Origin of the sequence: Roseomonas gilardii subsp. gilardii, assembly GCF_023078375.1 — a bacterium.
Taxonomy (GTDB): Bacteria; Pseudomonadota; Alphaproteobacteria; order Acetobacterales; family Acetobacteraceae; genus Roseomonas; species Roseomonas gilardii.
The window spans coordinates 312,227-325,038 of record NZ_CP095555.1; the positions used below are offsets into that span (position 1 = coordinate 312,227).

Below are 12,812 nucleotides of genomic sequence, written 5' to 3' on the forward strand. Positions count from 1 at the left end.
CGGGGCCGCCGTTCAGCCGAGGAGCAACCAAGCCAGGCTGCCCAGCCCCGCGAGCAGGCAGTAGTAGGCGAAGGGATTCAAGGCCCAGGCTTCGTGCTCGCGGAAGTAGCGCATCAGGAAGGCGGTGCTGAGCCAGGCGGTCACGCCCGCGACGGCGGCGGCCAGGACCGAGAGGCCGAAGGTGCCGGGCGGGATGGCCGCATGCAGCAGCTTCGGCACCTCCAGCACGGTCGCGCCCAGGATGATCGGCGTGGCGATCAGGAAGCTGAACCGGGCGGCGCCCTCATGGGAGACGCCGCGCAGCAGGCCGCCGACGATGGTGGCGCCGCTGCGCGAGATGCCGGGGATCAGGGCCCCGCACTGCCACACCCCCACCACCAGGGCATCCACCGGCGTGAGCGAGGACATCGGCCGCGGCGCGGTGGCCCGCCCCCGCAGCCTTTCGCCGAACAGCAGCAGCAGCCCGTTGACGGCGAGGAAGGCAGCGGCGGCCACGGGGGAACCGAACAGGCCCCGCAGCCAGTGCTCCAGCGCGAAGCCGACGATCACGGCGGGAATGGTCGCGATGACGATGAGCAGGAGCAGGCGCCGGTTCTCCCGCACCTCGCCGGCCTGCCCCGCCCCCAGCACGCCCCGGAGAAGGGCCAGCCAGTCGCGCCAGAAGTAGAGCAGCAGCGCCAGTGCGGTGCCGACATGCAGCATGACCAGGAAGGGCAGGAACTCGGGCGCGCGCTGGTCCAGGTTCCAGTGCAGCAGGGCGGGGAGAAGGACGGCATGGCCGAGGCTGCTGACGGGAAAGAGCTCCGTCGCGCCTTGCAGGATCGCGATCAGGATGGCCTGGAGGGTTGTCAAGAAAAGCTGCTCCTGCTGTCCGCCATCGAGGTCCGCCGCTCATGGGGCTGGCCCGGATGCCGGTGTTGGTATGAAGCCGGAAGGGCAGGGCGCGGACGAAACCGGCGCCGGAGGGGTCGGATCGGCACGCCCGCGGGCGCCCCTATGCGCGCCGGCGCATGCGCCGCCGGAGCCACGGCCTGCCGGGGAGGCACGCCAGCGCTTCGGAACGGCGGGTGCCGCGCTTCAGTTCCGCGCTACGGCTGGCCTCCCGCGCCTGTGGCAGGGCGCGGCCATGGCGCCGGCATGGGAGGTGGAACGGGGCATCGTCAGCGCCTCTGCGGCCGGGAGGGGCTGCATCATGGGGGCGGCGACATTGCCACCCCTTCACGGGACGATGTGCTTTTCCCAATGAAGCCGGGGCCGGCAGCCCCATGCGACGCGGCCGATGGGGCGGGTTGAGGCCGGTATCCGGCCCAGGCCGTCCGGAATGCTGCCCCCATGCCTTGCCCCACAAGCCCATCCTGTGGCCATGTCCGGACAGGATACCTTCCTTTCCCGAACACGGATCGCAGCGAGCACCATGACCGGACCGAGACCCTTTCCCATGACCGCACCGGATGGCGCGGCCAGGTCGGACGGGGACATGGCGGCAGATCCCGCGGAAGGACCTGCCACGGAGGCGCCCATCCCTCCCGATATCGCCCCGGCCACTGCGCCGCGCGGCAGCGTTCCGGCCATCATGGCGCCGCAGGACAATGTGCTCGGCGGCATCCTCCTGATCCTTTCCGCGGTCACGCTCTTCTCCTGCTCCGATGCCGTCTCCAAGCTGCTGCGCGTCACCCTGCCGGCTGGCGAGATCGTCTGGATCCGCTATCTCGTCTTCGTGGTGATGACCCTCGCGCTGCTGGGGCGGAACCGCTTTCGCGGCCTGCACGCGCGGCGGCCCGGCCTGCAGTCGCTGCGCGGGCTCTGCATCCTCACCTCCTCCGTCCTCTTCGTGATCGGCCTCGGCTATCTCCCGCTCGCCGAGGCCACCGCCATCAACTACGTGGCGCCGACTTTCATCACCCTGCTGTCCATTCCCGTGCTGGGGGAGGTGGTCGGTCCGCGCCGCTGGATCGCACTGCTGGTGGGCTTCCTGGGCGTGCTGATCGTGGTGCAGCCCGGTGGCGGCACCTTCCAGTGGGCGGCCGTCCTGCCCCTGCTGACCGCCGCCGCCTGGGCGGGCGGGGTGGTGATCACCCGCCGCATCGGCGTGGCGGACCAACCCGCCACCACTATGTTCTGGACGGCCTGCACGGGCTTCGTGGCGCTGACCCTCTTCCTGCCCTTCGATTTCCGCATGCCGACGGGCTGGGAATTCGGCCTCGGCGTGCTGCATGGCGTGCTGGGCTCGGCGGGGCAGATGCTGGTGGTGCAGGCTTACCGCCAGGCGCCTGCCTCGGTGCTGGCGCCCTTCTCCTATGGCCAGATCGTCACCTCCGCCCTGGTCGGCTATGCCGTCTTCGCCGCCGTTCCGGGGCAGGCCATGCTCCTGGGGGCGGGCGTGATCATCGCCAGCGGCCTCTACACCGCGCACCGGGAAAGGCTGCGGGCACGGGAGCAGCGCGAAGCCGGCTGAGGAGCGGGGTTTGGCGGCGGAATGTCCGGGGCCAACCCGGAAACTCCCTATGGCGTTTGGCCAGGGCCCACCCGAGGACTCCGACCGCATGGCCGATGCCGCCCCCCCGCTCCCGCTGCAGCGGAACGACACGCCCCCCCGCATCCGCTACGGGCTGGACGGGCTGAACTTCTTCCTGGCGGATGTCCGGGACGGGCTGGGGCCCTATCTGGCGATCTACCTCCTCGCGGTCCGGGGGCCGGAGCATGGCTGGAACGAGGCCACCATCGGCCTCGTCATCACCATCGCGGGCATCGCCGGGCTGCTGGCCCAGACCCCGGCCGGGGCGCTGATCGACCGGAGCCGGCACAAGCGCGCCATCGTCATCATCGCGGCCCTGGCCGTGACGCTGAGCTGCCTGGCGCTGCCCTTCATCAGCGGCTTCTACGCCGTGGCCGTGACACAGTCCCTCGCCGGCATCGCGGGGGCGATCTTCCCGCCGGCCCTGGCGGCCATCACCCTGGGCGTCGTGGGGCCCAGGGCCTTCTCCCGCCGCATCGGCCGGAACGAGGCGTTCAACCATGCCGGCAACGCGGCCTCGGCGGCGCTGGCGGCGGTGAGCGCCGTGTTCTTCGGCCCGGTGGTGGTGTTCTGGATCATGGCCGCGCTGGCCGTGCTCAGCATCGGCGCCATGCTGACGATTCCCGCGCAGGCGATCGATAATGATCTGGCCCGCGGACTGGAACATGGAGGCGCCGCCGGCCGGCCCGATGGCGAGGAGCCGTCCGGCTGGCGCGTGCTGCTGGCATGCCGGCCGCTCCTCGTCTTCGCGGCGCTGATGGCCTGCTTCCATCTGGCGAATGCCGCCATGCTTCCCTCGGTCGGGCAGTTGCTGACCAGGGTGGTGGGGCAGGACTACGCCACCTCCCTGATCGCGGGCTGCATCGTGGCGGCGCAATGCGTGATGGTGCCGGTCGCCATGCTGGCGGGCGCGAAGGCGGATGCCTGGGGCCGCAAGCCCCTCTTCCTCGCCGCCTTCGGCGTGCTGGCCCTGCGCGGGCTGCTCTACACCGTCTCGGACAGCCCCTACTGGCTGCTGGGAGTACAGCTCCTGGACGGGGTCGGGGCGGGCATCTTCGGCGCCCTCTTTCCGGTGGTCGTGGCGGATCTGACGCGCGGCACCGGGCGCTTCAATGTCAGCCAGGGTGCCATCGCCACGGCCCAGGGCCTGGGGGCCGCGGCGAGTGCCAGCCTGGCCGGCGGCATCATCGTCGGCTTCGGCTACGCGGCCGCCTTTCTGTCCCTGGGTGCCATCGCGGCGGCCGGCTTCCTGGGCTACCTCTTCCTGATGCCGGAGACACGCGGGAGCGTGGCCCGCCATGACCCGGTGGAACCCGGGAATGGCCGGGGTGCCTCAGTGCCGGCGGAATAGGATAGGGCGGCAGATCCCGGGATGACGAACATGCTGGCCGCGCCGGCGGCAATCTGGCTGGTCGCGGGCCTGACGACGGCCGGCGTCATCTTCCGGCCCTTCCGCTGGCCGGAGGCGGTCTGGGCCGTCCTGGGGGCGGCACTCCTGGTCGGCCTGGGCCTCTTGCCATGGCGGGATGCCTGGGCCGGGGTCCGGCGCGGCACGGATGTCTATCTGTTCCTGGTCGGCATGATGCTGCTGGCCGAGGTCGGGCGGCGCGGCCGGCTCTTCGACTGGATGGCGGGCCTCGCGGTGCGGATGGCTGGTGGCTCCGCGCGGCGTCTCTTCGGGCTGGTCTATGCCGTCGGCGTGCTGGTCACGGTGTTCCTGAGCAACGACGCGACCGCCGTCGTGCTGACGCCCGCCGTCTATGCCGCGGCCCGCGTCGCGCGCGCCGATCCCATGCCCCATCTCTTCGCCTGCGCCTTTGTCGCCAATGCGGCGTCCTTCGTGCTGCCCATCTCCAACCCGGCGAACCTCGTGGTCTATGGCGCCGCGATGCCGCCCCTGCTGGAGTGGCTGCGCCTCTTCGCCTTGCCGTCCATCCTGTCCATCGCCGCCACCTTCCTGGTGCTGCGCCTGACCCAGCGTCACAGGCTGGCGGCGCCGATTGCCCATGAGGCGCCGGCCACTTCCCTGCCGCGCGAGGGGTCGTGGCGGGGACCGGCATCGCCGCGACGGTGGCCGTGATGCTGGCGGTCTCGGCGGGCGGGCACGATCTGGGGCTGCCGACCTTCCTGGCCGGGCTCGGCACGGCCCTGCTGGTGATGCTCGTGGCGCGCCAGCGGCCTGGTGCGATCCTGGCCGGCGTTTCCTGGAGCGTGCTGCCGCTGGTCGCTGGGCTTTTCGTCCTGGTCGCGGGGCTGGAAGCGGCGGGCACCGTTGGCGGGCTGGCACGCCAGTTCGGGCAGGCCGCCTCGATCCAGATGGAGGCATGGGGGGCCGGCATGGGCGTCGCCCTGCTGTCCAACCTCGTCAACAACCTGCCGATGGGCCTCTTGGCCGGCGCCGTGGTGCAGGCGGCCGGATCGCCGCCGGAGACGGTCGGGGCTGTCCTGATCGGCGTGGATCTGGGCCCTAACCTGTCGGTGACCGGCTCGCTCGCGACGCTTCTCTGGCTCGTCGCGATCCGCCGCGAAGGCCAGGATGTCAGCGCCTGGAGCTTCCTGAAGCTCGGCGCGCTGGTCATGCCGCCCGCGCTGCTGCTTTCCCTGGCGGCACTGATCCACCAGGGCTTCTAGGCTGCCGGAATCCAGCCCGGCATTCAGGGTCGCGCGCTGAGGCAGTCCCGGTGCGCCTGGGTGCCGGCGAAGAAGGCGTCGAACTGATCCTTCGCGGAGTAGCTCACCTCGGCCTGCCGGGCCTGCTCGGCGCAGTAAGCCGCCCTGTCATTCGGATTGACCGGCGTGCTCGCCGTGCGCAGGCCATCGGAACATCCTGCCAGCGAACACAGGATCAGCAGGTAGAGCCAGCGCATGAAATTCCCCGAGGAAGACGCGCGGGGATTACTGTCGGCTTTCAGGGCGATCCACAAGGTTTCCGCCGCGCGATCCCGCATGCGTCCTTGGCGGAACCGGTTACGGTCGGACACGGCATCACGAATTCGTGTCAACTTCGAAACAATATGTTCCGCAAATGAAGTTGCGGCATAAGGTCTGATTGTTCCGATTGGGCAATGTACAACCCCTGAGGACAGGGCGTCAGAGGGGCCGCTCATTGCGATTGTGACCGGGGGCACGGCGCTCCTGCGGGATCGGGGAGGAAACGTCACGGCTATGATGCTCCACGCCATTGCCGCCATCCTCTCCACCGCTCTCGCCCGGCACCTGCTCCTGTCCGTGGTACCGCTCCTCTACGCCGTCACGCTCGGCATGGCGGCCGATGGGCCGGTGATGCAACGTTCCGGACAGGATTCCAAACAAGGTCCCGGCTGCACCGGCATCGTGCGCGCCGACATCGTGGCGCTCGAACAATCCTATCTGCTGAACCGCTTCGGTGCCTTCGTCCCTGCGGGAATGCTCTTCGCCCTGCGCCACGACGTCGTCTCGCTCGATGCCTCGCCCGAACTCCGGCCTGGTCGGGTCCGCCTGCGGCCGGACAAGCGCCCTCGGCCCCTGGTGCTGCGCGTGAACGAGGGCGAGTGCCTCGAAGTCACCTTCCAGAATCTTCTGCGTCCCGATTGGCAGGAGGAGGGCGGCGTGCTGCCCGACCATGGCGGGAGCCTCCCCGGCCACACCGCGAGCCGTCCCGGTGAGCGGCCGCGCCAGGCGAGGGTGCGGCCGGGACCGGTCAGCCTCGACGCGCCACGCACGCGCGCGGCGTCCTTTCATGTCGCGGGACTGGAACTGGCGCCGATCACACCGCGCGATTGCCCTCGGGACGCAGCCTGCGGCGGTGACGGATCGAATGTCGGCATTCCGGGCAGCCAGGGCGTCGTGTTCAATCCCGCGACCTCCGCCGCGGTCAGGAGCGGCTTCGATCTCGGCTCGCTGGCGAAGCCCGGCCAGCGCGTGGTCACGCGCTGGCATGCGGAGCGGGAGGGCGCCTATTTCGCCTATTCCACGGCGGCGCCCGTTGGCGGAGAGGGCGATGGCGGGCAGATCGGCCTCGGCCTCTTCGCCTCGGTGAATGTCGAGCCGCGTGGCGCGCGCTGGTACCGCTCCCAGGTGACACATGAGGAACTCTGGGCCACGGCAAAATCCACCGCCGGCGAAGGTCACGGCTATCCCAGCATCGCCTATGAGGCCCCGCATCCAGACCCGAAGCGCATCATGCCAGATGGCAGCCGCGTCCCGCTGCTCAACATGCGCGACGCGCAGAACCGCATCACGCACAGCGACCTCAACGCCATCATCGTGACGCCGCCCGGCCCCACCCCCTGCCGGCACTACGCCAGCGACTGCGCCAGGCCCTTCCGCGAATTCACCGTCATCCTGCATGACGAGGTGCCGGCACGGCAGGCCTTCGACGTGCTGGAGAACGAGAACAACCCGCTCTCCAAGATCCGCGACGGCATGGGCATCAACTACGGCGCCTCAGGCATGGGATCGCTGGTGGCGGCGACGCCGGCGCAGATGAACCGGCCGCCGCTGCAGAACTGCCCCGAATGCCGCGCCGAGGAGTTCTTCCTCAGCTCCTGGGCATCCGGCGACCCGGCGCTGATCCTCGCCTATGACGGCGACACCCCGTCCGGTGTCCGCTGGCCCGACGATCCATCCAACGTGCACCACTCCTATCTCGGCGACGCGGTGCGGTTCCGCAACCTGCATGCGGGGCCGAAGGAGACGCATGTCTTCCACCTGCACGCCCATCAATGGGTGATGGATGCGACCGACCCGGATTCGAGCTATCTCGATTCCCAGACCATCTCGCCCGGCACCACCTTCAGCTACGGCATCGAGTTCGGCGGCACCGGCAACCGCAACTACACGCCGGGCGACAGCATCTTCCACTGCCACCTCTATCCGCATTTCGCGCAGGGCATGTGGGAACTCTGGCGTGTCCATGACACTTTCGAGGATGGCCTGCATGGCCGGAGCTGGTTCCGCCCGGATCAGCCCGCCGGCCCTGACAACGACCCGCGCTGGCGCAACCTTCCGGATGCGGAGATCGCCGCCGGCACCGCCGCGCCCGCGCTGGTGCCGGTCCCCGGCTCGGCGATGGCACCCCTGCCCACGGCCGAATTCCCCGGCTATCCGCACTACATCCCGGGACAGACCGGGCACCGCCCGCCACAGCCCGTGCTGGACATGGATGTGCGGGCCGATGCGGACTGGACGGACATGGCGTCCGAACCTCCTGGCGAAGCCGTCATCAATGGTGGCCTGCCCCGGCATGTCGTGCGCGCGGGCAGGCTGGACACCGCCATCGACAACCCGGGGGTGCTCGAAGCGGCACTTTCACGCGGTGGAGCAGCCGCGCAGGTGATCGCACAACGGGTCAGCCGGCAGGCCGATCCGCGCGATTTCGCCGCACTCGCCTATGAATGGGCGGAACTCGAAATCGCTCCGCTGCCGCACAGTGGCGTGGACAGCGAGAAACGCGCCATGACGTTTCACGAGGGAAAGCTCGGCACGCCCGGTCTCGTACCGGTGACGCAGCCGCAGGCACCGCATCCGGAATGGTGGCCGACGCCTGGCGCCTATCGCACCGTGCGAGCGCCCCTGGTGAGTGTGCAGAGCCCGCCCGCCCAGGGTCAGGACGCCCTGTTCTTCGTCAATGGCCTGCCACGCGCGCCCGGCGCGCCCTTCGCCAATCCCTGTCCGGCCGAGGCGCCGGAGCGTGACTACCGTGCCGCCTTCATCCAGACCGAGCTCGTCTACAACCGGCATGGCTGGTTCGATCCGCAGGGGCGGATCATCGTCCTGGAGGACGACATCCACCACATCATCGACCCGGCCACGCGCACGCGCCTGCCGGAGCCGCTCTTCTTCCGCGCCAATTCCGGCGAATGCATCGTCTTCCGCTCGACCAACCTGGTGCCGAGCCTGCTGAACGTCGATGATTTCCAGATCGCCACGCCGACCGACACGATCGGCCAGCATATCCACCTGGTGAAGTTCGACGTCACCTCCTCCGACGGTTCGGGCAATGGCTGGAACTACGAGGACGGCACCTTCTCGCCGGAGGAGGTGCGCGAGCGTGTTCTGCGCCACAACGAGTCTCCGGCCGGTCAGGCCCAGCCGCTGACCCTTCGCGAGCATCCGCTCTTCCTGCCGGGTGGCACGATCCACGAGGCGGCGCAGCGTGAGCCGGCACTCTACGCCTCCCTGCTCGAAAAGGGACAGTGCGCGGCCAGGGAACCCGGTGAATCGACCGGCGACTATCTGAAACGGCTGATGCTCCATCACCCGTTCTGCGGCGCGCAGCGGACGACGCAGCGCTGGTGGGCCGACCCGGTCCTGAGCCGCCGTCCCGACAGGCGCGACCGCGACAACACGCTGCGCACCGTCTTCACCCATGACCATTTCGGGCCCAGCTCGCATCAGCAGCACGGGCTCTACGCCGCTCTGGTCATCGAGCCGGCGAACTCGCTCTGGGTGCGCAGCGGCGAGGCTCCGCTCACCCGGCAGGAAGTGGCCGACCTCCGGGGCACCCAGCCGCTCGACCTCGCGGCGCAGCAGCAATGCCGCGACCGGGCCGAGGCGCTGGCGGCGGGCAATCCCGACCCCGTTTCCGACGACGCCACGCGCGTGCGCTGCAAGCTGTTCGGCGGCTCGGACCTCACCGCTCCCACCGCGGCGGCGATCCGGCGCGACGGCAGCCACCCGCTCTCGCCCATCGAACCGCGCATCCCGCTTCGCCTGCGTGCCGATGGCGGCCCCACGGGCACCATGGCCGATATCATCGCACCCCGCTGTGTGCGGGACGGCAATTCCATCAGCCAGGTGAACGCGGCGGGCGAGGATGTGTCGCTGCAGCCCGAATCCGGCCGCACGCCGCGCCCCGCCGGTCAGGCCGACGCCGCCTGCATCCCGGCCGACCAGAACCGGCGGGAATTCGCGCTCGCCATCGCCGATTTCGGCATCGCCTATACCGCCGCGCTGGAGCCGGTGAATCCCGAACCGCTGGGCGATGCCGGCTTCCGCGACAACACCGCCCTGCGCTTCGGCCGGCGCCACGTGGCGGCCACGCCGGCGCGTCCGCTCGCCATCTCCTCGGAAGACCCGGGGAGCCAGTACTTCAACTACCGCCACGAACCCGTGGCCCTCCGCATCAGCGAGGCAACGCCGGACCCGCGCCTCGGCGGCGTGAGCTACCGGCAATCCACCTTGCGCGCGGACCTGCAAAGTGCCTGCCTGCCAGGGCAGACGGATTGCCTCGGCGACATGGCCAATGCCTTCAGCAGCCGCGTCCATGCGGGGCGTGACGCGCTGCTCGCCACGACGGCGCAATCCGTCGAGGTGCATGGCGCGACGCGCGATCTCCTGCGCGGCACGCCCTATGAGGCGCAGCTCTCGCAGGTGGTGGCGGCGGTCGAACAATGGCGCCGCGATTTCAACTGCGCCCTCTATTCCCGGATGCTGATGCCGGCCACGGATGAGGGCGGCGCCTGCGACCCGCGCATCGAGCGGCGTGAGGCCTGGCGCCTCTTCGGCGATCCGGCCACCCCGATCTTCCGCGCCTTCGATGGGGAGCGGGCGCAGATCCGCCTGATCCAGGGCGCGCAGGAGGCCCAGCATGTCTTCACCATGAACGGCGTGCGCTGGCGGCGCATGACCGACGCGGCGGGCACCGGCTTCATCAACGCCCAGCCGATCGGCATCTCCGAGCATTTCGAGGCGGATATCGCCGTGCAGAATGTCGGAACCCCTTCGGTGGACCAGCTCTATTTCGGTTCCTCGGTGGATCAGGTCTGGGACGGTCTCTGGGGCATCATGCGGGTGACCAACCCGGAAAGGACCGCGGGCGCCGCCACGCTGCGCCTGCGCGGGGCCACGCAGCAGCAGGGTCTCGTGGCCGCCGTCGCGGATGAGGTCATCCGACCCGCTCTCCGCGCGGCGGGTGCGCAGACGCTGCCACCGACGATCCGCGCCCTGGCCGGCACACCGGAAGCCGCGCGCATCGCGGCGGCCACGACCCTGCCGGCGTCCCTGGGCCGGCCCGCTTCGCCGGATCGCAACGTGGCGCCCCTCGCTCTTCCGGCCCCACGGCTTGCCGACGATCGGGAGCGCGCCGTCTGCACGCCGGAGCCCGGGCAGCCCCTGGCCTATCGTGCCTTCGACGTCAGCGCCGTGCGGGTCTGCGACCTCCAGGGCGACTGCGACGCTCCGCAACGCAGCGGGATCGAGTACAGTCAGCGCTTCGGAATCCGCGACGACCGCGCCATCATCTATGTGCTGAATGAGGAGCGCCGCTGCGACGGCACGACCCCCGCGGCGGGCTGCGGGTCGAGCGCACCGCTCTCCAACGCCCAGGTGCTGGAACGCCTGCGGCGGGACTTCGCCCGCAAGGACCGCCAGATCGAGCCGCTGGTGATGCGCGCCCCGGCGGGCGCCTGCCTGGAAGTGACCCTGCGCAACCATCTGCCGGCGGTGATGGAGGATGGCGTTCCGCCCGGCGAGGACGGGCTCGCGCGGGAGGTGGAGGAGCGCCGCGCCTACCACAACTTCCTGCCGATGATCACCGACGGGTTCAACGTGAACCAGTTCCGCAGCTCGGCCTCGGTGGGCCTGTCCGCGCCACGCCTGTCGCAGAACATGATCGCGGCGGATGGCAGCAATGTCGGCTGGAACGGCCTCGCCGCCGACCGCCTGCGCGGGCTCGACGAGCGGGCCTGGGGCCAGGGCTCGCTGGTGCCGCCCTGTCATCCGCAGGATACGCGCTGCGGCACGGCGGAAATCTTCGGCGGCCTGCGGCGATTCTGGTGGAGCGCCACGGATTTCGCGCCGGGCAGCAACCTGCCCGCCGAATTCGGCGCCCTGCCGCTGCGCAGCCTGGCCGACCCGGTCAAGCATCCGATGCACGGGCTGGGCGGCGCGCTGGTGATCGGCCCCGAAGGTTCCGATGTCTGCACCGACAACCGCTTCGCGCGGCGCCGGCGCGACGGCAGCCTCGTGCCGGGTGGCGTCAGCGCCGAGATCTGCCAGCGCGGCGGCAGCCGCTATGTCGATCACGTGCTGATGGTGCAGGACGCGGTGAACGCGACGCGCGGCGGCATGCCGCTGCCCAACCTCTCGGGTGCCGAGGAACCCGATGACTACGGCCTCAAGGCGCTGAACTACCGCACCGAGCCGCTCTGGGCACGCAGCGTGAACGAGGTGAGTGTCGCCTTCGAGCAACGCCAGGAGGCGGACTACGCCGCCATCCTCAGCTCGCGCATGCTGACCGGTGGCCGCTGCGCCGCCGGCATGCCGCCCACGGCGTTCCGGCCCGGCCAGCCCTGCGACCCGGAGACGCCGATCCTGACGGCCCGGCCGGGCGAGCCCCTGCGGCTGCACATCGTCCATCCCGGCGGCCATACGCGGCAGCAGGGTTTCGCGGTCAGCGGCCATGGCTGGAGCCCCTTCCCCTGGGCCGCCTCGACGCGCGGCCCGCTGGCGCCGCCGGTCTTCAGGCCGGAGGAAGGCTATTACCGCCAGGGCGTCACCAACGGCTTCGGGCCGATGATGGGGGTGACCTACGGCCTCCAGGCGGGCGGCCGGTCGGGCATCGCCATGGACTACCTCATCCGCAGCCAGGCGAGCTTCCTGTTCGATGGCGGCCTATGGGGCCTGCTGCGCGTCACCCCGCCGCCCACACGCTCCGCGCCGAGCGGAAGGAAGTGAAGCCATGGCTGTCGCACCCATCGTCAGCGACGCGGACCTCGCCCATGGCTGGTGGCTGGACTGGGGGCAGGACCCGGCGGCCGGGCAGGGGCTGCCGGCGCGGAACTGCCCGGTCGGCGACGTGCTCGCCCTGCGCAGCATGCCGCTGCTGCCGGGCCAGCTTCCGGCCACGCTCGACTACCCGCTCCGGCAGACCACGGTGCGGGTGAGCGGGATGGGGGTGGAACTGCGCTTCTGCGGCCCCGGCCTCGATGTCTGCGTTCTGGAGAATGACGGCCTGCTGGTGGCGGCCTGCTCGCCCGGCCCGCCTTCTGCGAGCAGCGCTCCCATCCGGCTGCGCTTCTCGCAGCCGGTCCAGTCGCTGGGCTGCTTCGTTGCCGGCAGTTCATCCACGCAACCGGCGGGCACCCCCTACACCGCGCGGCTCTGGGTGCGCCAGAGCCGGAGCGGTTCCTTCGAAGCGGCCATTTCAGGAAATGGCGTCACGGGCGCGCGGGGCCGCTACCCGGCCGCCCGGACGGCACCCTTCCTCGGCGCCCGTGGCGACCGCGGCATCGTGGAGGCGCGCTTCGACATCGCGCCGGCCACACCTGGCGCGGTGGACCAGATCGCCCTCTGCTCGCTCCTGGCGCTGAGCTGA

At 70.6% G+C, this 12,812-nt stretch carries 6 protein-coding genes and 1 pseudogene; 5 read left to right on the plus strand and 2 right to left on the minus strand.

Annotation, left to right across the window (positions count from 1 at the left end; all coding sequences use genetic code 11):
* Positions 1–12: 12 nt before the first annotated feature.
* Positions 13–852, minus strand: coding sequence for an undecaprenyl-diphosphate phosphatase (locus MVG78_RS20980; RefSeq protein WP_247560724.1), 840 nt, complete (start codon positions 850–852; stop codon positions 13–15).
* Positions 853–1,477: 625 nt separating this feature from the next.
* Between MVG78_RS20980 and MVG78_RS20985 the strand changes: the two genes are divergently transcribed.
* The 3 genes and pseudogenes from MVG78_RS20985 to MVG78_RS20995 all read left to right on the plus strand — a co-directional run bounded on the left by MVG78_RS20985 (position 1,478) and on the right by MVG78_RS20995 (position 5,146).
* Entirely contained in the window at positions 1,478–2,455 is a 978-nt protein-coding gene (locus tag MVG78_RS20985) for a DMT family transporter (RefSeq protein ID WP_247560726.1), read from the plus strand.
* Between the two features lie 88 nt (positions 2,456–2,543).
* Positions 2,544–3,866, plus strand: a complete 1,323-nt coding sequence (locus MVG78_RS20990) for an MFS transporter (protein WP_247560728.1) — start codon at positions 2,544–2,546, stop codon at positions 3,864–3,866.
* Positions 3,867–3,896: 30 nt separating this feature from the next.
* Positions 3,897–5,146, plus strand: a pseudogene (locus MVG78_RS20995) (arsenic transporter).
* Between the two features lie 23 nt (positions 5,147–5,169).
* Here the strand turns inward: MVG78_RS20995 and MVG78_RS21000 are convergent.
* Positions 5,170–5,496, minus strand: coding sequence for a hypothetical protein (locus tag MVG78_RS21000; protein WP_247560730.1), 327 nt, complete (start codon positions 5,494–5,496; stop codon positions 5,170–5,172).
* A gap of 184 nt (positions 5,497–5,680) precedes the next feature.
* Between MVG78_RS21000 and MVG78_RS21005 the strand changes: the two genes are divergently transcribed.
* Together MVG78_RS21005 and MVG78_RS21010 are read left to right on the plus strand one after the other, a co-directional pair.
* Positions 5,681–12,172 (plus strand): cupredoxin domain-containing protein, encoded by a 6,492-nt coding sequence (locus MVG78_RS21005; RefSeq protein WP_247560732.1) that lies wholly within the window; start codon positions 5,681–5,683, stop codon positions 12,170–12,172.
* A 4-nt stretch (positions 12,173–12,176) separates the two neighbouring features.
* Positions 12,177–12,812, plus strand: a complete 636-nt coding sequence (locus tag MVG78_RS21010; protein ID WP_247560734.1) for a hypothetical protein — start codon at positions 12,177–12,179, stop codon at positions 12,810–12,812.

Bases quoted from the DNA above. Each gene is read 5' to 3' on its own strand.
- MVG78_RS21010 (WP_247560734.1), top strand. From the start codon at position 12,177: ATGGCTGTCGCACCCATCGTCAGCGACGCGGACCTCGCCCATGGCTGG.
- MVG78_RS21005 (WP_247560732.1), top strand. From the start codon at position 5,681: ATGATGCTCCACGCCATTGCCGCCATCCTCTCCACCGCTCTCGCCCGG.
- MVG78_RS20990 (WP_247560728.1), top strand. From the start codon at position 2,544: ATGGCCGATGCCGCCCCCCCGCTCCCGCTGCAGCGGAACGACACGCCC.
- MVG78_RS20985 (WP_247560726.1), top strand. From the start codon at position 1,478: ATGGCGGCAGATCCCGCGGAAGGACCTGCCACGGAGGCGCCCATCCCT.